Annotated in this window: 22 protein-coding genes; 10 read left to right on the forward strand and 12 right to left on the reverse strand. The window is 69.9% G+C overall.

The genetic code is table 11. From position 1 onward, the window contains the following. The first annotated feature begins 17 nt into the window (after positions 1 to 17). From ACIQLD_RS13825 to ACIQLD_RS13840, 4 genes are read left to right on the forward strand one after another with little or no spacing between them, the layout of a single operon-like run. A complete protein-coding gene (locus tag ACIQLD_RS13825) occupies positions 18 to 1,067 on the forward strand; it encodes a FecCD family ABC transporter permease (protein ID WP_402608740.1) in 1,050 nt (349 codons plus the stop codon). Next, positions 1,064 to 2,137, forward strand: coding sequence for a FecCD family ABC transporter permease (locus tag ACIQLD_RS13830; protein ID WP_402608742.1), 1,074 nt, complete (start codon positions 1,064 to 1,066; stop codon positions 2,135 to 2,137). The genes ACIQLD_RS13825 and ACIQLD_RS13830 overlap by 4 nt, the downstream gene beginning before the upstream one ends. After that, the gene (locus ACIQLD_RS13835; RefSeq protein ID WP_402608744.1) at positions 2,134 to 2,934 is read left to right on the forward strand and encodes an ABC transporter ATP-binding protein; all 801 of its coding nucleotides are present in this window, start codon (positions 2,134 to 2,136) and stop codon (positions 2,932 to 2,934) included. Before ACIQLD_RS13830 ends, ACIQLD_RS13835 begins: the two co-directional genes overlap by 4 nt. Continuing rightward, positions 2,924 to 3,886 (forward strand): siderophore-interacting protein, encoded by a 963-nt coding sequence (locus ACIQLD_RS13840; protein ID WP_402608746.1) that lies wholly within the window; start codon positions 2,924 to 2,926, stop codon positions 3,884 to 3,886. The genes ACIQLD_RS13835 and ACIQLD_RS13840 overlap by 11 nt, the downstream gene beginning before the upstream one ends. A 180-nt stretch (positions 3,887 to 4,066) precedes the next feature. Here the strand turns inward: ACIQLD_RS13840 and ACIQLD_RS13845 are convergent, their stop codons facing one another. Next, on the reverse strand, positions 4,067 to 4,909 hold the full coding sequence (locus ACIQLD_RS13845; protein WP_402608748.1) for an alpha/beta fold hydrolase: 843 nt from the start codon (positions 4,907 to 4,909) through the stop codon (positions 4,067 to 4,069). Between the two features lie 96 nt (positions 4,910 to 5,005). On the opposite strand from ACIQLD_RS13845, the gene ACIQLD_RS13850 reads away from it, so the two are divergent. Together ACIQLD_RS13850 and ACIQLD_RS13855 are read left to right on the forward strand one after the other, a co-directional pair. Beyond that, entirely contained in the window at positions 5,006 to 5,572 is a 567-nt protein-coding gene (locus ACIQLD_RS13850) for a TetR/AcrR family transcriptional regulator (RefSeq protein ID WP_402608750.1), read from the forward strand. Positions 5,573 to 5,695: 123 nt separating this feature from the next. Continuing rightward, positions 5,696 to 6,502 carry a tryptophan-rich sensory protein gene (locus tag ACIQLD_RS13855; RefSeq protein WP_402608752.1) on the forward strand — a complete coding sequence of 269 codons (807 nt, stop codon included), beginning with the start codon at positions 5,696 to 5,698 and terminating at the stop codon, positions 6,500 to 6,502. A 33-nt stretch (positions 6,503 to 6,535) separates the two neighbouring features. Here ACIQLD_RS13855 and ACIQLD_RS13860 read toward each other — a convergent pair whose 3' ends face one another. From ACIQLD_RS13860 to ACIQLD_RS13885, 6 genes are read right to left on the reverse strand one after another with little or no spacing between them, the layout of a single operon-like run. Continuing rightward, positions 6,536 to 7,207, reverse strand: coding sequence for a response regulator (locus tag ACIQLD_RS13860; protein ID WP_402608754.1), 672 nt, complete (start codon positions 7,205 to 7,207; stop codon positions 6,536 to 6,538). Continuing rightward, entirely contained in the window at positions 7,204 to 9,762 is a 2,559-nt protein-coding gene (locus ACIQLD_RS13865; protein WP_402608756.1) for an ATP-binding protein, read from the reverse strand. The genes ACIQLD_RS13860 and ACIQLD_RS13865 overlap by 4 nt, the downstream gene beginning before the upstream one ends. Beyond that, positions 9,759 to 10,361 (reverse strand): potassium-transporting ATPase subunit KdpC, encoded by a 603-nt coding sequence (gene kdpC, locus ACIQLD_RS13870; RefSeq protein ID WP_402608758.1) that lies wholly within the window; start codon positions 10,359 to 10,361, stop codon positions 9,759 to 9,761. Before kdpC ends, ACIQLD_RS13865 begins: the two co-directional genes overlap by 4 nt. A gap of 25 nt (positions 10,362 to 10,386) precedes the next feature. After that, positions 10,387 to 12,525: a potassium-transporting ATPase subunit KdpB gene (kdpB, locus tag ACIQLD_RS13875; protein ID WP_402608760.1), complete on the reverse strand. Its 2,139-nt coding sequence runs from the start codon at positions 12,523 to 12,525 to the stop codon at positions 10,387 to 10,389. 2 nt (positions 12,526 to 12,527) lie between these two features. Beyond that, entirely contained in the window at positions 12,528 to 14,207 is a 1,680-nt protein-coding gene (gene kdpA / locus ACIQLD_RS13880; protein WP_402608762.1) for a potassium-transporting ATPase subunit KdpA, read from the reverse strand. Then, a complete protein-coding gene (locus ACIQLD_RS13885; RefSeq protein ID WP_017201862.1) occupies positions 14,207 to 14,296 on the reverse strand; it encodes a potassium-transporting ATPase subunit F in 90 nt (29 codons plus the stop codon). The genes kdpA and ACIQLD_RS13885 overlap by 1 nt, the downstream gene beginning before the upstream one ends. 306 nt (positions 14,297 to 14,602) lie before the next feature. On the opposite strand from ACIQLD_RS13885, the gene ACIQLD_RS13890 reads away from it, so the two are divergent. Continuing rightward, complete coding sequence (locus ACIQLD_RS13890) at positions 14,603 to 15,769, forward strand: SLC13 family permease (RefSeq protein WP_402610273.1); 1,167 nt, start codon at positions 14,603 to 14,605, stop codon at positions 15,767 to 15,769. A gap of 88 nt (positions 15,770 to 15,857) precedes the next feature. Here ACIQLD_RS13890 and ACIQLD_RS13895 read toward each other — a convergent pair whose 3' ends face one another. Beyond that, positions 15,858 to 16,802: an alpha/beta fold hydrolase gene (locus ACIQLD_RS13895; protein ID WP_402608765.1), complete on the reverse strand. Its 945-nt coding sequence runs from the start codon at positions 16,800 to 16,802 to the stop codon at positions 15,858 to 15,860. Between the two features lie 148 nt (positions 16,803 to 16,950). Between ACIQLD_RS13895 and ACIQLD_RS13900 the strand changes: the two genes are divergently transcribed. Next, on the forward strand, positions 16,951 to 17,400 hold the full coding sequence (locus ACIQLD_RS13900; RefSeq protein ID WP_402608767.1) for a hypothetical protein: 450 nt from the start codon (positions 16,951 to 16,953) through the stop codon (positions 17,398 to 17,400). 51 nt (positions 17,401 to 17,451) lie between these two features. Here the strand turns inward: ACIQLD_RS13900 and ACIQLD_RS13905 are convergent, their stop codons facing one another. From ACIQLD_RS13905 to ACIQLD_RS13915, 3 genes are read right to left on the reverse strand one after another with little or no spacing between them, the layout of a single operon-like run. After that, on the reverse strand, positions 17,452 to 18,048 hold the full coding sequence (locus tag ACIQLD_RS13905; protein ID WP_402608769.1) for a GNAT family N-acetyltransferase: 597 nt from the start codon (positions 18,046 to 18,048) through the stop codon (positions 17,452 to 17,454). A gap of 32 nt (positions 18,049 to 18,080) precedes the next feature. After that, positions 18,081 to 18,689, reverse strand: coding sequence for an FMN-binding negative transcriptional regulator (locus ACIQLD_RS13910; protein ID WP_402608771.1), 609 nt, complete (start codon positions 18,687 to 18,689; stop codon positions 18,081 to 18,083). Beyond that, the gene (locus ACIQLD_RS13915) at positions 18,689 to 19,621 is read right to left on the reverse strand and encodes a DMT family transporter (protein WP_402608773.1); all 933 of its coding nucleotides are present in this window, start codon (positions 19,619 to 19,621) and stop codon (positions 18,689 to 18,691) included. The genes ACIQLD_RS13910 and ACIQLD_RS13915 overlap by 1 nt, the downstream gene beginning before the upstream one ends. Here ACIQLD_RS13915 and ACIQLD_RS13920 point away from each other — a divergent pair. Then, positions 19,620 to 21,026, forward strand: coding sequence for a PLP-dependent aminotransferase family protein (locus ACIQLD_RS13920; protein WP_402608775.1), 1,407 nt, complete (start codon positions 19,620 to 19,622; stop codon positions 21,024 to 21,026). The two genes, ACIQLD_RS13915 and ACIQLD_RS13920, sit on opposite strands and share 2 nt — an antisense overlap. Before the next feature lie 82 nt (positions 21,027 to 21,108). Here the strand turns inward: ACIQLD_RS13920 and ACIQLD_RS13925 are convergent, their stop codons facing one another. Next, positions 21,109 to 23,229, reverse strand: a complete 2,121-nt coding sequence (locus ACIQLD_RS13925; RefSeq protein ID WP_402608777.1) for an APC family permease — start codon at positions 23,227 to 23,229, stop codon at positions 21,109 to 21,111. 288 nt (positions 23,230 to 23,517) lie between these two features. Between ACIQLD_RS13925 and ACIQLD_RS13930 the strand changes: the two genes are divergently transcribed. Continuing rightward, positions 23,518 to 24,420, forward strand: a complete 903-nt coding sequence (locus ACIQLD_RS13930) for a VanZ family protein (RefSeq protein ID WP_402610274.1) — start codon at positions 23,518 to 23,520, stop codon at positions 24,418 to 24,420. Positions 24,421 to 24,433 lie beyond the last annotated feature (13 nt).

A 24,433-nucleotide genomic window follows, 5' to 3' on the forward strand; every position in this document is an offset into this window, starting at 1 on the left:
AGCGGAGTGAATACCCAGTGACTTCAGCAACCGTGATCGCCCCTGCACCGGGTGCCGCAGACCTGCGGCGCCCGGTGCTGGTGCGAACCCTGTGGCTCCTCGTCGGGCTCGTGGTGCTCGTCGTCCTCAGCATCCTGTCGATCTCGTTCGGTGTGCGTGCGGTCTCGTTCGACGACATCGTCGCAGCCCTCTCCGGGCACACCGACACGATCGCCGAGGCGGCGATCGTCAAGCGCATCCCCCGCACGGTCCTCGCGCTCCTCGTCGGTGCGGCGCTCGCGCTCTCCGGAGCGACCATGCAGGCGGTGACACGGAACCCGATCGCCGATCCCGGCATCCTCGGTGTCTCGAACGGCGCGTCGCTGGCCGTCGTGTGCGGCATCGCGTTCTTCGGCCTCGCCGACCCCTACGGTCAGATGGCCTTCGCGATCGCCGGAGCAGGGATCGCAGCCGTCTTCGTCTACACGGTCGGATCTCTCGGCCGCGGGGGAGCCACACCCCTCAAGCTCGCGCTCGCAGGCGCCGCCACCTCGGCCGCCTTCGCCTCGCTCATCAGCGCCGTCATGCTGCCCCGCGTCGATCTGCTGCAGACGTTCCAGTCGTGGCAGATCGGCGGCGTCGGTGGTGCGGAGTGGCCGCGCATCGCGCTCACCGCTCCGGTCCTCGCGGTCGGCGCGCTCATCTGCTTCCTGTGCTCCCGAGGGATGAACTCGCTCGCCCTCGGCGATGACATGGCCAAAGGCCTGGGGGAGAACGTGTTCCGCACACGCATGATCTCGGCGCTGGGCGCGGTCATCCTCGCCGGCGCCGCGACAGCGATCGCGGGCCCGATCGGCTTCGTCGGCCTGATCATCCCGCACGTGTGCCGCATGCTCGTCGGCACCGATCACCGCTGGCTGCTCCCGTTCTCCGCGATCGCCGGCGCTGCCCTGCTGACCGCGAGCGACATCGTCGGGCGCGTGATCGCCCCGTCGTCCGAGGAGATCCAGGTCGGCATCATCACCGCCATCATCGGGGCCCCGTTCTTCATCTGGATCGTCCGTCGGCAGAAGGTGCGTGAGCTGTGAGCACGACCGAGCACACCCTCGATCGCGTGGACGAGTCGGCCTCCGCCCGGACCGCGCGGATCGTCGCGGGCCGTCGCGCGCGCCACCGCCGGCACGCGGTCGCCACGATCGTCCTCGGGGTGCTCCTCTTCGTGCTCTTCGCGGTCGCCCTCATGGTGGGCAACACGTTCTACACGCCGGATGAGGTGATCCGCGTGATCCTCGGCGAGACCGTGCCGGGCGCATCGTTCACCGTGGGCGACCTGCGCCTGCCACGGGCGGTGCTGGCGGTCCTCACCGGCATCGGTTTCGGCATGGCGGGTGTCTGCTTCCAGACGATGCTGCGCAATCCGCTCGCCTCGCCCGACATCATCGGCATCTCGAACGGGGCGGGGGCCGCAGCGGTGTTCGGCATCGTCGTGCTGTCCGTCAACGGTCCCGTCGTCTCGCTGCTCGCTCTGGGTGGTGCGGTCGTCACCGCCTTCGTGATCTACCTGCTCTCGATCAAGGGCGGCTTCGCCGGCACCCGCCTCATCCTGATCGGGATCGGGGTGGCGGCCATGCTGCAGAGCGTCGTCTCGTACATGCTGTCGCGGGCCGCGAACTGGGACATCCAGACGGCGATGCAGTGGCTGACCGGAAGCCTCAACAACGCGTCGTGGGAGCGGGTGCTGCCGATGGCGATCGCCGCCGCGATCATCGTGCCGCTCATGCTGTCGCAGGGGCGCGCCCTCGGTGCCCTCCAACTCGGCGACGACTCCGCTGCCGGTCTCGGTATCCGGGTCAACGCCACGCGTCTGCTGCTGATCCTCGGCGCGGTCGCCCTGCTCGCGTTCGCGACCGCGGCCACCGGCCCCATCGCTTTCGTCGCTTTCATGGCCGGCCCCATCGCCGCACGCATCACCGGCCCCGGCGCCAACCTGCTACTGCCGTCGGCATTCGTGGGAGCAGTGCTCGTGCTCGGGGGTGACCTGATCGGTCAGTTCGCCTTCGGCACCCGCTACCCCGTCGGCGTCATCACGGGCGTCGTCGGTGCGCCGTATCTGATCTACCTGCTCATCCGCACCAACCGCTCCGGGGGTTCGCTATGACCGTCTCGCACAGCCTGTCCGCCGAAGGGGTGACGCTCGCCTACGGCGACCGGACCATCATCGACGGCCTCGACCTGCAGATCGCCCCCGGCCGCATCACGACCATCGTGGGGGCGAACGGCTGCGGCAAATCGACGCTGCTGCGCTCGCTCGCGCGCCTGCTGTCCCCGAGCGACGGGCAGATCGTGCTCGACGGCAAGTCGGTGCACGCCCGTCCCACCAAGGAGGTCGCGCGCATCCTCGGTCTGCTTCCGCAGTCGCCCGTCGCGCCCGAGGGTATCGCCGTCGCCGACCTGGTCGGCCGTGGGCGGCACCCGCATCAGAAGATGCTCGCCCGGTGGAGCGCGCACGACTACGAGGTGGTCGCGGACGCCCTCGATGCCACCGGCACCTCCGATCTCGCGGACCGCAGCGTCGACGAGCTCTCGGGCGGTCAGCGCCAGCGGGTGTGGATCGCGATGGCCCTCGCGCAGGAGACCGACATCCTGCTGCTGGACGAGCCGACCACCTTCCTCGACGTCGCCCACCAGGTCGAGGTCCTCGACCTGCTCACAGACCTGAGCGTCTCGCGCGGCACGACCATCGTCATGGTGCTGCACGACCTCAACCTCGCCGCCCGCTACGCCGACGAGCTGGTCGCCATGAAGGACGGGCGGGTGCACGCGTCGGGCACCCCGCAGGACATCGTCACCGCTGAACTCGTCGAAGAGGTCTTCGGCCTCGCCAATCAGATCACCATCGATCCGGTCTCCGGCAAGCCGATGGTCACACCCATCGGGAGGCACCATGTCCGCTGAGACGACCACCACCGAGCGTCCCACCTACATCCTCACCCGCGCCCAGGTGCGGGCCGTCGTACGCGTCTCGCCCTCGTTCGTGCGGGTGACGTTCGGCGGTGACGAACTGTTCGAATTCGGCACCCCCGGTGAGGTGTTCGACAGCCGCATCAAGCTGGTCTTCCCGCCGGCATCCGGGGTGCTGCCCGACCTCGACCGGACCTCGGACAACTGGTGGCAGGCATTCCTCGCCGTGCCGGAGGAGGAGCGCGGATCCATGCGCACCTACTCCGTGCGCGAGCTGCGGGTCGATCCCGCTGCGGGCACCGAGGTGGACGTCGACTTCGTGCTGCACCTCGAGCCCGGGCTGACCGGACCCGCGTCGCTGTGGGCGAGCCAGGCCGACATCGGGCAGGAGCTCTACCTGGTCGGGCCCCGCCGGGGTGTGGATGTCGACGCCCACGGAGGGGCCGAGTTCGCTCCGGGCACCGCGGCATCGGTCGTGCTCGCGGGCGACGAGACGGCGGCTCCGGCGATCGCCCGCATCCTGGAGGATGCCCCTCGCGACCTGCGCGGTGTCGCCTTCATCGAGGTGCCCTCGCCCGCCGACATCCTGCGCATCGATGTTCCCGCGGGCGTCGAGGTGCACTGGCTGCCGCGTGATGCCGGTGAGCCGCACGGCCTGCGGCTGATCCCCGCCGTGCTCGCCTCCCTCGGAGACGCCGACGCCGCGGGCGAGATCCGCGTGAAGGACATCGAGGGCGAGGATCTGCTGTGGGAGACTCCGGACTACTCCGGTCTCGGCGAGGAGATCGCCGCGGCCGAGGCTCCGGCCGAGCGCTACTTCTGGATCGCGGGGGAGAGCGGCGTGGTCACCACGCTGCGTCGCCACCTGGTCAAGGACCTCGGCATCGACCGCGGGCAGGTGGCCTTCATGGGCTACTGGCGCCGCGGCGTCGCCATGCGCGGCTGAGCTCCCCTCCCCTCCCTACTCCCTCCCTCCCCCCTCCCCCTCCCCCCTCCCTCCCTCCTCCTCCTGCTCCTGCGAAAACGGAGACGACCCGGCATTCGGGCGGCGTGTCATGTGTCGACGCGCCGCCCGAATGCCGGGTCGTCTCCGTTTCGGCCTGCCTGCCTGGGGGCGGGGGGGGGATTACTTCGCGAGGAAGGTCTTCAGTGCGGCGTTGACCTCGTCGGAGTGGGTCCAGAGCAGCCCGTGCGGGGCGCCCTCGACCTCGACGTAGTCGGCGTCGGGCACTGCCTGGTGGAACCGACGGGCGGTGGCGTCGATCGGGAGGATGTTGTCCTTCGTGCCGTGCAGGATGAGGGTGGGCTTGCCTGCGTCGCGCACGGCCTCGACGTCGGTGCGGAAGTCCTCGATCCAGGCCGGCACGACGGCGTAGGCAGCCACGGGGGCGCTGCCGATCGCGACGTTCCAGCTGCCGGTCACGGCCTGTTCGCTGATGCGCGATCCGAGGTTCTCGTCGAGGTTGTAGAAGTTCTTGTAGAAGTCGGTGAACCACGCGAAGCGGTCTCCCTTCGCCGCCGCCTCGATGCCGTCGAAGACCTCCTGCGGCACGCCCTCCGGGTTGTCGTCGCGCTGCACGAGGAACGGTTCGAGCGAGGCGAGGAAGGCGAGCTTCGCGACGCGCTCGTGGCCATAGCGGGCGACGTAGCGGGCGAGCTCTCCGGTGCCCATCGAGAAGCCGACGAGCACGACATCGCGCAGGTCGAGCGTCTCGAGAACGGTGTTCAGATCGGCGGCGAACGTGTCGTAGTCGTATCCGGTGTTCACCTTGGAGGACTGGCCGAAACCCCGGCGGTCGTAGGTGATGACGCGGTGGCCCTGGGCGAGGAGCTCGCGGGTCTGGCGCTCCCAGCTGTGGCCGTCGAGCGGGTAGCCGTGGATCAGGACGACGGGCTGGCCGGCTCCCTGGTCTTCGTAGTAGAGCTCGATCGGGGCGCTGTTCTCGGTGCCGACGGTGATGTAACCCATGATCCTGATCCTTTCGGTTCCGGTGAGAACGATCGTTCTCGCTCGATGTGACCAATCTAGAGAACGTTCGTTCTCGTGTCAAGTAGACTTCCGGACATGACCGAAGACGAGGCTCGCGAGCGCATCCTCACCGCCGCCGAAGAGCTGTATTACCGCAAGGGGTACGCAGCTGTCGGCATGGATGAACTGCGCCAGGTCGCCGGTGTGTCGCTGCGCCGCCTGTACTCGCTCTTCCCCGCGAAGACCGACATCGTCGCGGCCGTGCTGGCGCGCAGGCACGCGGAATGGGAGTCGGGGCTGTCGGTGGCTGTGGCGGATGCCGGCGGCGACCCGCGCGCACGCCTTCTCGCCGTCTACGGCTACCTCGAGAACTGGTTCTGCGCCGACGACTTTCGTGGGTGTGCGTTCATCAACGCTTTCGGCGAGCTCGGGGGCACGAATCCCGAGGTCGCCGAGATCGTGCGCGCGCACAAAGCGTCGTTCCAGGCGTACATGGCAGGCCTCGTCGCCGAGACGGGTGCCCCTGCCGCGCTCGCGGCGCAGCTGTCGATCCTCGCCGAGGGGGCCCAGAGCACGGCCGCCATCTCGGCCGACCCGGCGGTGGCCGCGCAGGCCAGGGGAGCCGCCGAGGTTCTGATCGACGCCGCATTCGCCCGCGCCTGATCATTCGGCGCGAGCTTCCGCGCGGGGCGGGCGCCATAAACGGTTTGGCTAACCTGGTTAGCGAAACGGAGCCACGGTGTCAAGGGCGATGCGCCGCAGACGGACGCCTCGTAACCTGCCGGCATGGAATCACGCACGAAGGGCATCGGTCGTCAGTCGCTGATCATTGCGGCGGCGACGTTCATGGTGATCGCGGCCGCCGTCGGTGCGGGCGCTTTCGGCGGAACATCGGTCGACGACCTGCAGGACGGCGCGCTCTCCGCCCAGGGCTCGTACCTCGCACCCGCGGGGCCGGCGTTCTCGATCTGGTCGCTGATCTATCTCGGCCTGATCGCGTACACGGTCTGGCAGGCGTTCCCGGCCCAGCGGCAGGATCCCCGCCAGCAGGCCGTGGGTGGATGGATCGCCGCGTCGATGGTGCTGAACGGACTGTGGCTGGTGACCGCGCAGTTCCTGACGCTGTGGCTCACCGTCGTCGTGATCGCCGTACTGCTGGCCGTGCTCGCGCGAGTGATCGTGGTGCTCGGCCGATTCCCCGCCCGCACGCTCGCCGACCGCATCCTCACCGACGGCGCCAACGGCCTGCACTTCGGCTGGGTCACGATCGCCGCGGTCGCCAACGCCGCTGCCTGGCTCACGCAGATCGCGCCGCAGAGTTGGGCGCAGGCGGCGGACGCGTGGGCCATCGCGGTGCTGGTCGTCGTCCTCGTGATCGGAGCCGCTGCCGCCTGGATCACCGGACGCCTCGCCCCCGCCCTCGCAACCGCCTGGGGGTTGGCCTGGCTCGCCGTCGGGCGTCTCACGGGAGAGCCCGAGAGCACCCCGACCGCGGTCGCCGCGATCATCGTGGCCGTGCTGCTCGTGGCCATCGGCATCGTGGCGGTGTGGCGCAGGTCGCTCGTCAACAACTCCTCAGAATCGTCGCGCTGACCGCGTCGACCGGAAGAGCTGTGAACGCCGGGCTCAGAGCACCAGGCGGTAGCCCATCCCCGATTCGGTGAGCAGATGCACCGGAGCGCCCGGTTCCTGTTCGAGCTTCTTGCGCAGTTGCGACATGTAGAGGCGCAGGTAGCCGGAGTCGGAGACCTGCTCGCTGCCCCAGATCTCCTTCAGCAGATCCTGGCGCGTGACCAGGGCGCCCGGATGCCGGGAGAGGTGCTCCAGCATCCGCCACTCGGTTGGTGTGAGGTGCACCCGCGTGCCGCCTCGGGTGACGGTCTTCGTCGAGAGGTCGACCACCACGTCGCCGAATGCCACGGTCGACTCGCCCCCGGCCGGGATGGAGCGACGTGAGAGCGCCCGCAGACGCGCCAGCAGCTCGTCGACCTGGAAGGGCTTGGTCACGAAGTCGTCGGCTCCGGCGTCGAGCGCCTCGACCTTGTCGGCCGAGCCCGTGCGACCGGACACCACGATGATCGGCACATTGGTCCATCCGCGCAGCGCCTGGATCACCTCGATGCCGTCGAGTCGAGGCATGCCCAGGTCGAGCATGATGAGGTCGGGGTGCGTCTGGGCGGCCGCAGCGATGGCGGCGGCCCCGTCGGGGGCCACGACCACCTCGTATCCGTGCGCGGCGAGGGTGATCCTCAGAGCGCGGACCATCTGCGGGTCGTCGTCGGCGATGAGGAGCTTCACTCCGTGCCCTCCGTGTCGGCAAGTCCTGCGGCCAGCGGCAGGGAGATGACCATGGTGAGGCCTCCGCCAGGCGTGTCCTCGGGTGTCAGGGTACCGCCCATGCCCTCGGTGAACCCGCGCGACAGGGCGAGTCCGAGCCCGAGTCCTGTCGTGTTGTCGGTGTCGCCGAAACGCTGGAACGGCTGGAAGATGCGGTCGCGCCGCTCAGGGGAGACGCCGTCGCCCCGGTCGATGATCCGGATCTCGGCGCGTCCGCCGAGGGCGCTCGTGGAGACGATGACCCGGGTGTCGTCCGGAGCGTGCCGATGGGCGTTGGCGATCACGTTGACCAGCACGCGCAGCAGCAGCACGGGGTCGGCATGCAGTGGCGGCAGATCGGGGTCGAGGGCGAGTTCGACATCGGACGGCCCGAGCCCCAGCTCATCGACGGCGGCGAGGACGCAGCCGGCCGCATCCATCCGCGACGACGACACCGCGAGCACGCCCGCCTGCACGCGGCTCACGTCGAGCAGATCGGTGACCAGCGTCGACAGGGTCGCCAGGCTCTCGTCGGCGGTGGCGAGCAGTTCCTCGCGATCGGCGGCCGAGAGTCCGTGTGCACCGCGCAGCCCGCCGATGGCGGCGACCGCCGAGGCGAGGGGGCGCCGGAGGTCATGGCTGACAGCCGACAGCAGGGCGCTGCGCACCTGATCGGTCTCGGCCAGCGCCTCGGCCTCGCTCGCCGTGGCCCGCAGATCGGTGTGCTCGATCGCGGCCGAGAGCTGGGCGACGATCGCATCCAGCAGGCGACGCTCGGGGCCGGCGAGCGGCTCGCCGTTCAGCTCCAGCACCGCACGGGGTCCGCCACCGGCGACGACGCCGACCGGGATGCTCGTGGCACGTCCGTCGGCCACGGGCTCGCCATCACTCGCGAGCACCTCGCCGTCGGGGGCGATCAGGCGCACGCCGCTCAGTCCGAATGCCTCTCGGGTGCGGCTGACCAGTGCCAGCACGGCATTGTCGCCGCGCAGCACGTTGCCGGCGACCGCGGCGAGCAGCTCGGCCTCCGCGGCGGCGCGTTGTGCGGTGCGGGCCCGACGCGCGGCCTGGTCGACGATGATGCTGACCAGGATCGCGATGAGCACGTAGAGGGCGAGGGCGAGCACGTGCAGCGGATGCGCGATCGTGATCGTGAACAGCGGGGCGACGAAGAGGAAGTCGAGTGTGACGCCCGAGAGCACCGCCGCGAACACGGCGGGGCGGATGCCACCGATGAGGGCGACCACGACCACGAGCAACTGGTACGCGAGCACTTCGGCGGTGATCGACTCGGGGCTGCGGAACGTGAACATGATCCACGACAGGATGGGTCCGAAGACGAGCGCGACGCCGAAGCCGAGCAGCTGTCGACGCCAGCCCAGGGCTCCGCCGGTGATGCGCGGCAGGACCATTCGCCCACCCGCTGCGGCGTGCGTGACGATGTGCACATCGATGTCGCCCGAGCGGCGGATGACCTCCGAGCCGATGCCGGGACCGGTCAGCGCGGCGGTGAGACGGCTGCGTCTGCTCACGCCGATCACGAGCTGGGTGGCGTCGGCACCCTGTGCGAACTCGACCAGCGTGGCCGGGATGTCGTCGCCCACGACCTGGTGGTAGGTGCCGCCGAGCGACTCCACGAGCGTGCGCTGCGCGGCGAGGGCGCCCGGTGTCTCGTCGCGCAGGCCGTCCTGCGCCGAGATGTGCACGGCGAGCAGTTCCCCGCCGGCCGAGCGCGCGGCGATCCTGGCGCCGCGGCGCAGCAGGGTCTCGCCCTCGGGTCCACCGGTCAGGGCGACGACCACGCGCTCTCTGGCCTGCCACGTGCCTTCGATGCCCTGCTCGGCGCGGTAGCTGCGCAGGGCACTGTCGACTTCGTCGGCGAGCCAGAGCAGGGCCAGCTCGCGCAGCGCGGTGAGGTTGCCGAGGCGGAAGTAGTTCGACAGCGCGGCATCGATCCGCTCGGCCGGATACACGAGCCCGGCGGAGAGGCGATCGCGCAGGGTCTGCGGGGCGAGGTCGACGACCTCGATCTCGTCGGCGGCACGGACCACGGCGTCCGGGATCGTCTCCTGCTGCGCGATGCCGGTGATCTTCTCGACCACCGCGTTCAGGGACTCGATGTGCTGCACGTTGACCGTGGTCACCACATCGATGCCAGCGTCGAGCAGCTCGTCCACGTCCTGCCAGCGCTTCGCGTTGCGCGAGCCGGGGGCGTTGGTGTGCGCCAGTTCGTCCACGAGGGCGATCTCCGGCGCCCGCTCGAGCACGGCGTCGACGTCGAGCTCGGTGAGGGCGATCCCGCGGTGGAGGTCGACCCGACGCGGCACCTCGGGGAGCCCGGTGGTCTGCGCCTGCGTCGCGGCGCGCTCGTGCGTCTCCACGATCGCGATCACGACGTCGTGGCCCTCGTCGAGCATGCGTCGTCCCTCGGCGAGCATCTCGTAGGTCTTGCCGACGCCGGGGGCGGCTCCGAGGAGTACTCGGAGCCGCCCCCGGCGGGAGTGGCCGTGAGATCGACGATGCGGCGCTGCGGTCATTCGCCCTCCCGTTCATCGAGCGCGAGATTGAGTTCGGCGACGTTGATGCGCTCCTCACCGAGGAATCCCAGATCCCGCCCTTGAATCCTAGACTCCACGAGGTCGCGCACCTCCTGCGCGGGGACACCGCGGGCCTCGGCGATGCGCGGCACCTGCAGCAGCGCGTACGCCACGCTGATGTGCGGGTCGAGGCCGGAACCCGAGGCGGTGACCGCATCGGCCGGTACCTCGGACGGGTCGATGCCCTCGCGCTCCGCGATCGCGGCCTTGCGTTCCTCGATCGAGGCCACCAGGTCGGGGTTCTCCGGGCCGAGGTTGCTGCCGCTGGAACCCGCGCCGTCGTAGCCGTCGCCCGCGGCGGAGGGGCGCGACTGGAAGTACTCCGGGAGGGCCTCGCCGTCGGCGTCGGTGAAGGACTGGCCGATCAGCGAGCTGCCCCTGTCGTCGGGAAGGGGCGAGCCGTTGGCCTGCCACGGCAGCAGGAGCTGGCCGATGCCGGTGACCAGGAGCGTGTAGGCGACGCCGAGCACGAGGGTGAGGATGAGCATCGCGCGGACGGCGACACCGGTGGTGCGGGCCGCGGTGCGTGTGGAGGACATGTCTGGATTCCTTTTCCGAGCCGGGTCAGAAGCCCGGGATGAGGCTGACGACGAGGTCGATGATCTTGATGCCGATGAACGGGGCGATCACGCCGCCGAGTCCGTAGATCAGCAGGTTGCGCTGCAAGATCTGCGAGGCGCTCGCCGGGCGGTACTTCACCCCGCGCAGGGCCAGGGGGATCAGGAACACGATCACGATCGCGTTGAAGATGATCGCGCTGGTGACGGCCGAAGCCGGCGAGTGCAGCTGCATGATGTTCAGTGCCGCCAGTCCCGGGAAGACACCCATGAACATCGCGGGGATGATCGCGAAGTACTTCGCGATGTCGTTGGCGAGCGAGAACGTGGTGAGCGCTCCGCGGGTGATGAGCAGCTGCTTGCCGATGCGCACGATGTCGATCAGCTTGGTGGGGTCGGAGTCGAGGTCGACCATGTTGCCGGCCTCCTTCGCGGCCGAGGTCCCGGTGTTCATCGCCACTCCGACGTCGGCCTGCGCGAGGGCCGGGGCGTCGTTCGTGCCGTCGCCGGTCATCGCGACCAGGCGGCCACCCTCCTGCTCGCGCCGGATGAGTTCGAGTTTGTCCTCGGGAGTCGCCTCGGCGAGGAAGTCGTCGACCCCGGCCTCGGCGGCGATCGCCTTGGCCGTGAGCGGGTTGTCACCCGTGATCATGACCGTGCGGATGCCCATCGCGCGCAGTTCCTCGAAGCGTTCGCGCAGGCCGTCCTTCACTATGTCCTTGAGGTGCACGACGCCGAGGACGCGGCCGGCGCCGGGCGTCTTCACGGCGACCACGAGCGGGGTGCCGCCGCTCTCGGCCACGGAGTCCGTGCGCGTGGTGAGCTCGACGTCGTCGCCGTCGAGTCCGAGCCACGCCCGCACCGCGGAGCCGGCGCCCTTGCGGATCTGCGTGCCGTCGGCGAGGTCGAGGCCCGACATTCGCGTCTGCGCCGTGAACGGCACGACCACGGCGTCATCCGGAGCGGTCACGCGGATGTCGTGTGCGGCGGCGAGCTCGACGATCGAGGCGCCTTCCGGGGTGGGGTCCGCGAGCGACGACAGCGCGGCGACGTGCAGCAGCTCTTCGCCGTTGACCCCCGGGAGGGCGAGCACCTCGTGCGCGCGGCGGTTGCCGTACGTGATAGTGCCGGTCTTGTCGAGCAGCAGGGTCGTGACATCTCCCGCGGCCTCGACCGCGCGCCCCGACATCGCGAGCACGTTGCGCTGCACGAGACGGTCCATGCCGGCGATGCCGATGGCCGAGAGCAGCGCCCCGATGGTGGTCGGGATCAGGCAGACGAGAAGGGCGATGAGCACCGGGATGCTGACGGGTGATGCCGCGTATGACGCGATCGGGTTCAGGGCGAGCACGACGACCACGAAGATGATCGACAGGCTCGCGAGCAGGATGTTCAGTGCGATCTCGTTCGGGGTGCGCTGACGGCTGGCGCCCTCGACGAGCGCGATCATGCGATCGACGAACGTCTCACCCGGCTTCGAGGTGATGCGCACCACGATGCGGTCGGACAGCACGCGGGTGCCGCCCGTGACGGCGCTGCGGTCGCCGCCGGACTCGCGGATCACCGGGGCGCTCTCGCCCGTGATGGCCGATTCGTCGACGGTGGCGATGCCCGCGACGATGTCGCCGTCGCCGGGGATCAGCTCGCCCGCGGTCACGATCACGATGTCGTCGCGCTGCAGCTCGGCCGACGAGACCTGGGCGGTCGCGGCGTGCTCGGCGGCGGCATCCGCTGTCTTGTCGTAACCGACCACACGACGGGCCATCGTGCTGGTGCGGGTCTTGCGCAGGCTCGCGGCCTGGGCCTTTCCTCGGCCCTCGGCGACCGACTCCGCGACGTTCGCGAACAGCACGGTGAGCCACAGCCAGATGGCGATGCCCCAGGTGAAGGGCGCCGGCACCACGGTGCCGCCCGAGTCGGCCGGGCCGCCCAGGAACGGCTCGGCGACCGCGAGCACGGTGGTGAACGCGGCGCCGACCCACACCAGGAGCATGACGGGGTTGCGCACGAGTGCCGCCGGGTTGAGCTTGCGCAGGGCTCCGGGGAGGGCCTGCACGAGCTGTGACCAGCCGAAGGAGCGCGGCGGCTCCGCGGGGGTGGATGCCGGAGCATCCTGCTGTTCGGAGGGGGTGGTGATGAGGGTCATGGTCAGACGAGTCCTTCAGCGAGGGGTCCCAGTGCGAGCACGGGGAAGTAGGTGAGCGCGGTGACGATGACGGTCACGGCGAGGAGCAGGCCGACGAACTGCGGTCGGTGCGTGGGCAGCGTGCCGGAGGTGGCGGGCACATGCTGTTGCGCCGCGAACGAGCCGGCCAGCGCGAGCACCAGCACGATCGGCAGGAACCGTCCGAGCAGCATCGCGATGCCGAGCGCGGTGTTGAACCACGGGGTGTTCGCCGTGAGCCCGGCGAAGGCGGAGCCGTTGTTGTTCGACGCAGAGGTGAAGGCGTAGAGCACCTCGCTCATGCCGTGCACGCCGGGGTTCAGGATGCTGGTCGACTCGACGTCGGCGCGGATGCCGGGGATCGCGAAGCTCAGGGCGGTGCCGGCCAGCACGAGAGTCGGCGTCACCAGGATGTACAGGCTCGCGAGCTTGATCTCCCGCGGGCCGATCCGCTTGCCGAGGTACTCCGGGGTGCGTCCCACGAGCAGTCCGCCGACGAACACCGCGATGATCGCGAGCACGAGCATGCCGTACAGGCCCGAGCCGACGCCGCCGGGGGCGACCTCGCCGAGCATCATGTTCAGCATCGGCATCATGCCGCCGAGCGCGGTGTACGAGTCATGCATCGAGTTGACGGCACCCGTCGAGGTGAGGGTGCTGGCGCTGCCGAACAGCGTGGAGCCGAGGATGCCGAAGCGCACCTCCTTGCCTTCCATCGCAGCCCCGGCGAGTTCCGGCGCGGTGCCGCGGCCTGCCAGCTCGAGGGCTGACAGGGCGAAGGTCGAGACGAGGAAGATCGTGCCCATGACGGCGGCGATCGCGTAGCCCTGACGGTGGTCTCCGACCATGCGACCGAACGTGCGGGGGAGCGCGAACGGGATCACGAGGATCAGCAGCACCTGCAGCAGGTTCGTGAAGCCGGTCGGGTTCTCGAACGGGTGCGCGGAGTTGGCGTTGAAGAAGCCGCCGCCGTTGGTGCCGAGGAGCTTGATCGCCTCCTGAGAGGCGACCGGGCCGCCCGGGATGCTCTGTGTGCCGCCGGACACCGTGGTGACGTCGGTGAAGCCCGCGAAGTTCTGGATCACGCCGCCGGCGAGCAGCGCCACCGCGCCGATCAGGGCGATCGGGAGCAGGATGCGGCCGAGACCGCGGATCAGGTCGACCCAGAAGTTGCCGATCGTGGCGGAACCACGGCGGGCGAGACCGCGGATGAGGGCGATCGCGATCGCGAGGCCGACCGCTGCCGAGACGAAGTTCTGCACCGTGAGGCCTGCGAGCTGCACGGTGTAGCCCATGGTCTGCTCGGGGGAGTACGACTGCCAGTTGGTGTTGGCCACGAACGAGGCGGCGGTGTTGAACGACAGCCCCTCCGGCACGGCCGGGAGCCCGAGCGACTGCGGCAGGAACGCCTGCAGCCTCTGCAGACCGTAGACGAGGAGGACGCCGACCACCGAGAACGCCAGAACGCCGCGGGCGTAGGCGCGCCAGGTCTGCTCGGACGAGGAGTCGACCCCGATCAGCCGGTAGACGCCGCGCTCGACCCGCAGGTCGCGCGCCGACGTGTAGACGTGGGCGATGTAGTCGCCGAGGGGGCGGTAGAGCAGCACGAGCACGACCACGACGGCCGTGACCTGCAGGATGCCGAACCAGATAGACGCGTCCATCAGAACCTCTCCGGTGCGACGAGCGCGACCACGAGGTAGACGACGGCGGCGACCGCGAGGGCGGCGGCGAGGATCTCGAAGACGATCACAGCCGCTCCACCCCCTTGGCCACGAGGGAGACGAGGGCGAACAGCGCGAGAGTCAGCGCGATGTAGATGATGTCGAGCACGGATCCGATACAACTCCCGCACGGCCCCTGCTGCCGCCATCCTCACGCTTCCCCTACGCCCTCCGAGCGGATGCATGCGGGTTGCTCACGGCATCCGTTTCCCTGCCGCTCCCGTCGGTTCTCGTTCCGGTCGCACTTGCTGTCGCTTCCGATGCTCTCGGGCGGCAGCAAGTGCGACCGGAACGGCCCGCGTCGGCCATATGCTCACGAGGTGGGAATCACAAGGGTGCGGATCGGCGCCGGGACGTGGGTCGTCGCCGGGCTGGTCGTGGTCGCCCTCGTGTGCGTCGTCTCCGGGTTCCTGCCGCGCTCCGACGCCGGGGCATTGGGCGAGCGGATCGCACCCGTGCTGGGGTTCGTCGTGGCGATCACGATCGTCGCCGAGCTCGCCCGCGACGCGGCGGTGTTCGACGTCGTCTCGCAGCGGCTCGCCCGCTGGGGGCGCGGGCGGGTGCTGGCTCTGTGGGCTCTGGTGGTCGCGCTCGCCGTGGTGAGCACGGTGTTCCTGTCGCTCGACACGACCGCGGTGATTGTGACACCGGTCGTCGTGGTCCTCGCGCAGAGCATCGGCGTCTCACCGTTGCCGTTCGCCCTGGCCACCGTCTGGCTCGCCAACACGGCATCCCTCGCACTCCCCGTCTCGAACCTCACCAACCTGCTCGCCGCCCCCGCGATCGGCGACGGGCCCGCGGCGTTCTTCTTCGCGCTCAGCTGGGCACCGACGCTCGTCGGCATCCTCGTGCCCGTCGCGATCCTGACGATCCTGCATCGGCGCACGGTCTTCGGTGCGTACGAGACCCCGGTGGCACGGCGGCCCGCCGACCCGACACTGTTCTGGAGCGCGACCGGCATCCTGCTCGTGCTGATGCCGCTGCTCGCCCTGACCCATGACGTCTGGATCCCGGCCACGGTCGCCGCGCTCGCGCTGATCTGCCTGTTCGCGGTCCGGCGGCGGCGCGCGCTGCGGCTCTCGCTCGTGCCGTGGCAGGCGCTCGCGCTCGCCGCGTCGCTGTTCGTGCTGGTCGAGGCGGCGCACGCGCAGGGCCTGCTCGACTTCCTGACCTCGCCGACCGCTAACGGCGACTCTCCCGCCGATCTGTTCCGCCTGGCTGCGCTCGGGGCCGTGAGCGCCAATGCGATCAACAACCTCCCGGCGTACCTGGTGCTCGAGCCCGCCGCCGGTGACCCTGTCGCCCTGATGGCGTTGCTGATCGGCGTGAACATCGGTCCGCTCATCACGCCGTGGGCCTCGCTCGCGACCCTGCTCTGGCATCACCGGATCGTCGCGCTCGGTGTCACGATCCGGTGGAGCCGCTTCATGCTGTGGGGCACGATCGCCGCGGTGCCGACCGTGCTCGCCGCCGTCGTCGTGTTGTGGCTCGTCTCGGGCTAGCGCCCGGGCCCGTTCCGGTCGCAGCTCCTGCCGCCCGCGAGGCGTGGAACCGGCAGAAAGTGCGACCGGACGACGGCGTGCCCGTCCGTCAGCGCACCGCGAGGGAATCCAGGAACGTGCGCGTCTGGGCCGCCAGCTCCGGCGACCGTGTGTGGTGGAGGTAGTGACCCCCGTCGATCCTCACGACCTCGCCGCGGTCGACGCTCGCGGCCTGGGCTTCGTGCAGCTCCAGCCAGCCGGGAACCTCGGCATCCTCATCCGCCACGAACAGCAGCACGGGGAGATCGGCGCGGAACGTCTTCCCGCTGACCTCGGCGAAGTTGACGGGGGCGTGGTCCATCTCGTCGAGCATCGTCGGTGCGGCGGCGTTCCTGGCGGTGAGCACCTGCATCCGATCTTTCGTCGCGTCGTCGTACGGCAGTCCCTCGTAGGGGTCAGGGGCGATCCCGCTCAGCACGCGGGTGAGCCCCAGGGCCGAGAACGTGCTGATGGTCGAGGTCGGGATCGGCTCATCCGCGCCCGGCTGGTCGGGCACGCTGCTGTCGATGCCCACGAAGGCGGTGACCTCGTCGGGGTAGGCGGCGGTGTAGGTCAGCGCGTAGATGCCCGAGATCGAGTGTCCCATCAGCACGTACCGGTCGATGCCGAGCTCCTGCAGCGCCTCGTGCACCTCGCTGGTGATGTTCTCGGCGGTGCGCTCCACGTCGGTCTGGTCGCTGAGCCCGGTGCCGAACGGCTCCACTGCGACGACCCGGTACGTGTCCTGCAGCTCGGAGATCAGCGGCTGGAAGTCCAGCGTCGGCGCGGCGGTGCCGAGGCCCGGCAGCAGCACGATCGTCTCTTCGCCCTCGCCGGCGACCACGACGTTCATGTTCTTGCCGTCGACGGCCACGGTCTCGCCGTAGGGCGTGAAGACGGATGTCTCGACCCTCGTCGCGATCACGTTCACGATGGCGGTCGTGGCGATCGCGAGCACGGGCACCGCCACGATGACTCCGAGGGTGGTGAGGGCGACTTTCCAGGGCGTGCGCATGGTGCTCTTTCTCGACCGGCGGATCGGGTTCCGCGTCGAATCCAGTCCATCCGGCCCGTGCATCCGGCGGAAGTGTCGTGCCGTCACCACCTGCGGTGACTTGTGTCACGGTCGCCTGGCGTCGGCAGGGGCTGACAGGATGTCGGTCATGAGCGTTCTCCACGACTACTTCTCCGCGCCGGACGACGAGCGGGCCGTGACGGTCCTCGAGGTGGAGGGTGGTCCGACAGCGGCGGACTCCGGCTTCGACGCCGGGACGCTCGGCGGCATCGACCCGGTCGTGCAGCTCGGCACCCTCGAGGCGCTGCTGACAGGCACGCCGTATGACGACGTGACCGACGACCCGCGCGCCGGCCACAACCTCGCGATGAGCGACGACTACGACCGGATCGCCATCACCGTGACGGATGCGCTGGCCGCCGCGCTCGCCGCAGCCGACGACGTCCGCCTGGCAGAGGTCGCGGAGTTGTGGTCGCAGACCGAAGAGCTCGAAGGAGCCGATCCGGCCCAGCTGGCCGCGTTCGCGCGCGACCTCGCCGCGCTCGCACGTCGCGCCGCGGCATCCGACCACCGCCTCTACTGCTGGACCTGCATCTAGGACGCCCGTCCGTGCAGGACGCACCCAGCGGCGAGCCGTCACGGGCCTCGATCAGCGTGCGGTCGGCCATTCCTCGGCGAGCAGGCCGTAGTTCATGCCGTCGAGCCATACGCCCGAGCGGTGCAGTGCCGTCTTTCGGCTGAACTCCTCTCGGCGCATCCCGAGTCGTTCCATGAGACGCCAGGACGGTTCGTTGTCGGCGAAGCACCCAGCATGCACCCGGCGCAGGCCCAGTCGTCCGAAGCACACGTCGATCACGGCACGGATGGCCTCTGTCGCGTAGCCGTGTCCGGTGTGGGCGGGGTCGAGAACCCAGCCGAGCTCGGCCTCGACGCCCTTCGCCTCGGGTTCGGCTTCGGCCTGCGCCCACCCGTCGCCGCGCCGCACCATGATGTCGCCGATCGGGGTGGGATCGGCGCCCTCGGCGTCGGGCAGCAGCTCCACGAGGTACAGGGAAGCGAGCAGCCCGGAGTCGAGATAGCGCTCTCGGAACGCGTCTCGTGTGTCGGGAGCGGCACCGAGCCACCGATTCACCTCGGGGAGTCGACGCCACTCCCACATCGCATCGACGTCGGCGGGCGTGCAGGGGCGCACCTGCAGCCGGGGCGTCAGCGCCGGCCACGGCTCGGGGGTTCGCGTGTCGGTCATCGCTCCACCCTAGGCGCGTCGGGCGACGTCGATCAGGCGGTCTCACCGCCGACCCGCCGCATCTCCTCTGCGAGCGCGCTGTTCGTCTCGGCGAACCGCGCGGTGATGCTCTCGCGCACTTCGGGGGACTTGTTCTGGCTGAGCTTGGCGCGGGCGTCGAAGCGGGCGACGCGCATCCGCAGACCGACCGTGCCCTTCGCGGCGCGGCGGGTCCCCGGCTCGTCCTCCGACAGGTGGCGGCCGTGCTGCTGGTGATCCTCGAAGTGGTCGGTCAGCCTCGTGAGCATGGCGTAGTTCTCCTCTTCGCTCAGGATCTCGGGGATGCCGTACAGGTGCGCGGTCACGTGGTTCCACGTCGGCACCAGATCGCCCGGCGCATACAGGCTCGGCGACACGTAGTCGTGCGGGCCCTGGATGATCACGAGCACCTCGTGTCGGCCGAGTTCGTGGAGCTGCTCATCCGGCCGCCCGAAATGACTCGCGATCACGATGTCGTCTTCGTCCTCGAGCAGCAGCACGGGGTAATGCGAGGCGACGAGGCCGCTGCGCGCAGGGGAGACGAACGTCGCCCACGGGTTGTCGCGAATGAGGCGTTTGACCTCGTCGGGGTCGGTCATCAGGTAGCGGGGCGTGTGGCGCATCAGGATTCCTCTCTTCGGCGGTCGGTCAGACGGGTGCGCACCGCGAGGGCGGCGCAGGCGATCACGGCGAGTCCCCCGACGGCGGTGGCCCAGCCGATCGGCTCGCGCAGCAGGAGCGCCGCCCACGCGATGCTCATCACCGGTTGGACGAGCTGGATCTGGCTCACCTGTGCCATCGGGCCGATCGCGAGACCGCGGTACCAGGCGAAGAAGCCGAGGAACATGCTCACGGCAGCGAGGTAGGCGAAGGCGAGCCATTGCACCGGTGTCGCGGCCGGCGGTTGCTGGACGGCCGACACCACCGTCAGTGCCGCCATCAGCGGAGCGGCCACGATCAGCGCCCACGATACGGTCTGCCAGGAGCCGAGTTCACGGGCGAGCAGGCCGCCCTCCGCGTAGCCGACGGCAGCCGCGATCACGGCCCCGAACAGCAGCAGGTCAGCGCCCGTGAGGGATCCGAGTCCGCCGTTCTGCAGTGCGGCGAACACGACGGCCGCGGCGGCGCCCAGGAACGCGAAGATCCAGAAGGAGCGGACGGGGCGTTCGCGCGTGCGGAGCACCACGGCAACCGCAGTCGCCGCGGGAAGCAGACCGATCACGACGGCACCGTGGCTGGCGGGGGTCGTGGTCATCGCGAACGAGGTGAGCAGCGGGAACCCGGCCACGACCCCACCGGCGACGATCGTGAGGCGGCCCCACTGCGGCATCGTCGGCCGGCGCTGACGGGTCGCGGCCAGGGCGATTCCCGCGAGGAGGGCGGCGACGACCGCGCGCCCGGAGCCGATGAACAGCGGTGAGAGCCCGCCGATCGCGATGCGCGTGAACGGGAGGGTGAAGGAGAAGGCGAAGACGCCGAGAAGCCCCCACCAGAGCCCCGCACGAGTCGATAGCACTGTCGATCGCCGAGCGATAACGCTACTGTCTACATTCATGAGTCAGGATAGCAGTGACCGGATCGTCGCCGGGGTCCGCGAGTGGATCGCCACCGCATCACCGGGCGCACGCGTGCCGTCGAACCGTGCGCTCATGGCGGAGTACGGCGCGAGCCCGGTGACCGTGCAGAAAGCGATGCAGCAGCTCGTGCGGCTGGGGCTGGTCGAGTCGCGCCCCGGTGCGGGGACGTTCGTGCGCGCCGCGCCCCGCGCCCGCACGGCCGACTACGGCTGGCAGACGGCGGCCCTCGGCACGGCGCCCACGGGGCTCATCGGCCTGTCGTCGACGCAGCGCACGGTCGCCCCCGATGCGATCGGACTGCACTCGGGCTACCCCGCAGTCGACCTGCTGCCCCAGCGTCTCGTGAGGCAGGCGCTCGTGCGCGCAGCCCGGTCCGACGCGGCGCTGACCCGTTCGCCCGCTGCAGGTCTTCCGGAACTGCAGGCCTGGTTCGCCGGCGAGCTCGCCTCCGCCGCTCCCGCCGGCATCACACCCGCCTCAGCGCGAGACGCCCTCATCATCTCGGGCAGCCAGAGCGGGCTGAGCTCGATCTTCCGGGCGGTCGTGGGTGTGGGGCAGCCGCTGCTGATCGAGTCGCCGACGTACTGGGGGGCGATGCTCGCGGCCGCACAGGCCGGCGTCGTGCTGGTGCCGATCCCGTCCGGTCCGCACGGGCCCGATCCCGACGACGTCGAGCGGGCTTTCACGCAGACCGGGGCGCGAGCGTTCTACGCGCAGCCGAACTTCGCCAACCCGACCGGGGCGCAGTGGCCGATCGCGACGGGCGAGGCCGTGCTCGAGACGGTCCGCCGTCACGGGGCGTTCCTGATCGAGGACGACTGGGCGCACGACCTGGGGATCGACACCGACCCGCATCCGATCGCCGCATCCGACGACGACGGTCACGTGGTCTATCTGCGCTCGCTCACCAAGAGCGCCTCGCCCGCCCTGCGCGTCGCGGCCGTGATCGCCCGTGGGCCTGCACGCGATCGGATCCTCGCCGACCGCGCAGCCGAGTCGATGTACGTGAGCGGGCTGCTGCAGGCCGCCGCACTCGACGTGGTCACCCAGCCCGCCTGGCGCACGCACCTGCGCGGATTCCGAGAGCACCTGCGTGTGCGCCGCGACCTGTTGATCTCGAGCCTGGCTGCACACGCGCCCTCCGCGCACGTCGAGGGCGTCCCGGTGGGTGGCCTGAACCTGTGGGTGCGACTGCCCGAAGGCACGGACGTCGTGCAGGTGGTGCGCGAGTGCGAGGTGCGCGGGGTGATCATCGCGCCGGGGCACGAGTGGTTCCCGGCCGAGCCCTCCGGCTCCTATGTGCGCCTCAACTACGCGAACGCCGACCCCGCCCGTTTCACCGAAGCCGCCGGCATCCTGGGCGCCGTGCTCGACGGAGTCTGACGGGTACTCAGCCCGCTCCGGTCGCACTTCCTGCCGCTCCCGCGCTGCGGAAGCGGCAGGAACTGCGACCGGAAGAACCGTCTCAGGCCTCGGGGGCGCCGTCCTGCGGCGGGCCCGCCGGGCGGTGCGCGCGGCGACCGTTCACGACCACCGGGCGGCCGGCACGCTCCTGGCCCGGCAGCGGACGGGAGCGGCGGCCGTAGATGAGCTCCGATGAGTCGAGCAGCCACGGCACGAGCGTGATCGACACCCCGTGCACGAGCATGAGCTGGTTGGCGAGACGACGCGCGCGCCGGTTGTGCAGGAACGACTCCCACCAGTGGCCGACGATGTACTGCGGCAGGTACACGGTCACCACCGACGAGCCGTGCTTCTCGCGGTACTGCTTGATGAACTGGGTCACGGGCTGGGCGAACGAGCGGTACGGCGACTCGACGATCACGAGCGGGATCGGCACCAGATGATCGGCCCACTCCTTCTGCAACTGCGCTGCATCGTCGGAGGCCACGGCCACGTGCACCGCCAGCGTCTTGCCGTGCTTTGCCGCGATCGCGTAGTCGATCGCTTTCACGACGGGCTTCTGCAGTCGGTTGACGAGCACGATCGCGAGGTCGCCGGTCGCCCCGAACTTCGTGGTGTCGTCGATCGCGATCTCATGCTCGACGTCGCGGTAGTACCGCTTCACACCCAGCATCAGGAAGGCGAGGATCGGGATCGCGAAGAACACCAGGTACGCGCCGTGCGTGAACTTGGTGATCGTCACGATGACCAGCACGAGCACGGTCATCACGGCGCCGGCCGAGTTGATGATGAGTCCGACCTTCGCCGAGCGGCGATCGGATGCCGAGGCCCCGTCGACGCCCGAGCCGGGCTTGTCCTCCACCGGTCCGCGCAGCACGCGCCGCCAGTGCCGCACCATGCCGATCTGGCCGAGCGAGAACGACACGAACACACCGATGATGTAGAGCTGGATCAGGGTGGTCAGCTTCGCCTGGAAGATCACGAGCACGGCGATCGCCGCGATGCCGAGCAGGATCATCCCGTTCGAGAACACCAGCCGGTCGCCGCGGGTGTTGAGCGACTTCGGCGCGTAGCCGTCGCGGGCGAGCACAGCGCCCAGCAGGGGGAAGCCGTTGAAGGCGGTGTTCGCTGCGAGGAGCAGAACGCACGCGGTCGCCGCCTGCACGATGAAGAACGCGATGCTGCCGCCGCCGAAGGTCGCCGCGGCGATCTGCGCCATCAGCGAGGGCTGCGGGTTCGTGCAGTCGAAGCCGACCAGGTCGCACGGGTTCTCGGCGTAGTGCACGCCGGTGATGAGGGCGAGAGCGGTGAGACCCGCGAACAGGCAGATGGCGATCGATCCCATGAGTACCAGGGTCGACTGCGCGTTGCGCACCTTCGGGGCGCGGAACGCGGGGACGCCGTTCGACACGGCCTCGACGCCGGTGAGGGCCGAGCATCCGCTCGAGAATGCGCGCAGGATCAGCAGGATCACGGCAGCCTGCCCGAGACTCTCGGCCTGCACCGAGAACTCGGCGCTCGAGGCGACCGGGGCGTCGCCGAGGAAAGTGCGGATCAGACCGGTCACGATCATGATGCCGACCGAGCCGATGAACACGTAGGTGGGGATCGCGAAGACCAGGGAGGCCTCGCGCACCCCGCGGAGGTTCACGACGATGATGAGGATGACGAAGCCGACCGCGAGCTCGACGCGGAAGGGGTCGAGCCCCGGCACGGCGGAGATGATGTTGTCGACACCGGAGGCGACCGACACGGCCACGGTGAGCACGTAGTCGACCAGGAGGGCCGCGGCGACGATCACTCCGGGGATCTCGCCGAGGTTCTTCGACGCGACCTCGTAGTCGCCACCCCCCGACGGGTAGGCCTTGATGAGCTGGCGGTAGCTGAGCACGACCACGATCAGCAGCACCACGACCGCGATCGCGACGAGCGGCGTGAACGACAGGAAGGTGAGCCCGCCGATCAGCAGGATCATGACCAGCTCCTGTGGCGCGTAGGCCACCGAGCTCAGAGCGTCGGACGCGAAGATGGGCAGAGCCATCCGCTTCGGGAGCAGCTGGTCGTCGACCTGCTGGCTCGTCAGCGGTTCTCCGATGAGGATGCGCTTGGCGAGCGGCGGTGCGTCCGCGCCCTCCCTGTTTTCGTCTGACACGTCCGGCGACACTACGCCTCCTGATGGCATCCTCACGCGATCCTCACGGAATCCCTACGGTGGGATGCGCGGTCCTCACGGAATCCTTACGCGCAAAGCTACACTGGCACGCGGTGGAAGATCAGGTGCTGCTCGGATTCATCGCGATCGCGATGGGGGCGGCTTTCGGCATCCTCCTCTTCGTGCCCTTCGTGGCGGTCAGCTATCGCCGACGCGGGCGAACTCGGCCTCGGACGCACGCTGCTCTGGCTGTCGGCCCTCATCTACTTCTGGGCGATCTGGACCTATACCCTGCTGCCACTGCCCGACCCCGACACGATCCGCTGCGTCGGAGCGATCACCGATCCGATGTCGGTCGTGCGCGATGTGCAGAAGGCATTCGCGGCACCGGGGAATCCGCTGCGACAGCCGGCCCTGCTGCAGCTGGTGTTCAACGTGCTGCTGTTCGTGCCGCTCGGCTTCTTCGTCCGTGTGCTCGCCGGCCGAGGCGTCGTGACGGCGCTCGCCGCCGGGCTCGGACTCTCGCTGTTGGTCGAGACGACGCAGCTGACCGGTGTGTGGGGCGTCTACCCGTGCGCGTATCGCTTCTTCGACGTGGGCGACCTCATGACGAACACCCTCGGTGCGGTGATCGGCTGCATCGTGGCGGTCCTCGTCCCGCGGTCGCTGCGCGGTGCGAAGGTGAGCCCCGACGCCGATCTTCCGCGTCCGGTCACCCGCGGTCGCCGCCTGCTCGCGATGCTGTGCGACTTCCTCGCCTACGGGTTCCTGAGCATGGCAGCCGGGGTGACCGTGCAGGTGTGGCTGGAGTTCGTCGTGGACGACCGCGCCTCGGTGCTCGACGGCACCCTCGCATCCGCCGCCGCCACCATCGCCCCCTCGGCTCTGTTCCTGGTGCTGATCCTGATCAGCGGGCGCTCGGTCGGCGACATCGCGGTGCAGCTCCGCTACACGGGGTCGCGCCTGCCCGCACCGTTCGCGCGGCTCCTGCGCTGGGCGGGCGGCATCGGCGGGATCAGCGCGCTTCAGCTGCCCGGTGGGTTCTTCGGATTCGCGGCGGCCGTACTGTTCCTCGCCGCGATCGTGCTGCCGTTCACGACACGCGACGGGCGCGGGCTTCCGGGCGTCGTCTCCGGACAGCATCTCGGCGATGCTCGGGCGTATGCCGCGGGCCCCGCGCCGAGCGCGCCCACATACGCTTCCCCTCCGCGCGACGCGTGACGGACCGACGCCC

This window comes from Microbacterium sp. NPDC091662, from assembly GCF_044756705.1.
Taxonomy (GTDB): domain Bacteria; phylum Actinomycetota; class Actinomycetes; order Actinomycetales; family Microbacteriaceae; genus Microbacterium.

Excerpts from the sequence above, each read along its gene's own strand:
- ACIQLD_RS13835 (WP_402608744.1), top strand. The coding sequence starts at position 2,134 with ATGACCGTCTCGCACAGCCTGTCCGCCGAAGGGGTGACGCTCGCCTAC.
- ACIQLD_RS13840 (WP_402608746.1), top strand. The coding sequence starts at position 2,924 with ATGTCCGCTGAGACGACCACCACCGAGCGTCCCACCTACATCCTCACC.
- ACIQLD_RS13845 (WP_402608748.1), bottom strand. The coding sequence starts at position 4,909 with ATGGGTTACATCACCGTCGGCACCGAGAACAGCGCCCCGATCGAGCTC.
- ACIQLD_RS13850 (WP_402608750.1), top strand. The coding sequence starts at position 5,006 with ATGACCGAAGACGAGGCTCGCGAGCGCATCCTCACCGCCGCCGAAGAG.
- ACIQLD_RS13855 (WP_402608752.1), top strand. The coding sequence starts at position 5,696 with ATGGAATCACGCACGAAGGGCATCGGTCGTCAGTCGCTGATCATTGCG.
- ACIQLD_RS13865 (WP_402608756.1), bottom strand. The coding sequence starts at position 9,762 with ATGACCGCAGCGCCGCATCGTCGATCTCACGGCCACTCCCGCCGGGGG.
- kdpC (WP_402608758.1), bottom strand. The coding sequence starts at position 10,361 with ATGTCCTCCACACGCACCGCGGCCCGCACCACCGGTGTCGCCGTCCGC.
- kdpB (WP_402608760.1), bottom strand. The coding sequence starts at position 12,525 with ATGACCCTCATCACCACCCCCTCCGAACAGCAGGATGCTCCGGCATCC.
- kdpA (WP_402608762.1), bottom strand. The coding sequence starts at position 14,207 with ATGGACGCGTCTATCTGGTTCGGCATCCTGCAGGTCACGGCCGTCGTG.
- ACIQLD_RS13895 (WP_402608765.1), bottom strand. The coding sequence starts at position 16,802 with ATGCGCACGCCCTGGAAAGTCGCCCTCACCACCCTCGGAGTCATCGTG.
- ACIQLD_RS13900 (WP_402608767.1), top strand. The coding sequence starts at position 16,951 with ATGAGCGTTCTCCACGACTACTTCTCCGCGCCGGACGACGAGCGGGCC.
- ACIQLD_RS13905 (WP_402608769.1), bottom strand. The coding sequence starts at position 18,048 with ATGACCGACACGCGAACCCCCGAGCCGTGGCCGGCGCTGACGCCCCGG.
- ACIQLD_RS13910 (WP_402608771.1), bottom strand. The coding sequence starts at position 18,689 with ATGCGCCACACGCCCCGCTACCTGATGACCGACCCCGACGAGGTCAAA.
- ACIQLD_RS13920 (WP_402608775.1), top strand. The coding sequence starts at position 19,620 with ATGAGTCAGGATAGCAGTGACCGGATCGTCGCCGGGGTCCGCGAGTGG.
- ACIQLD_RS13915 (WP_402608773.1), bottom strand. The coding sequence starts at position 19,621 with ATGAATGTAGACAGTAGCGTTATCGCTCGGCGATCGACAGTGCTATCG.
- ACIQLD_RS13925 (WP_402608777.1), bottom strand. The coding sequence starts at position 23,229 with ATGCCATCAGGAGGCGTAGTGTCGCCGGACGTGTCAGACGAAAACAGG.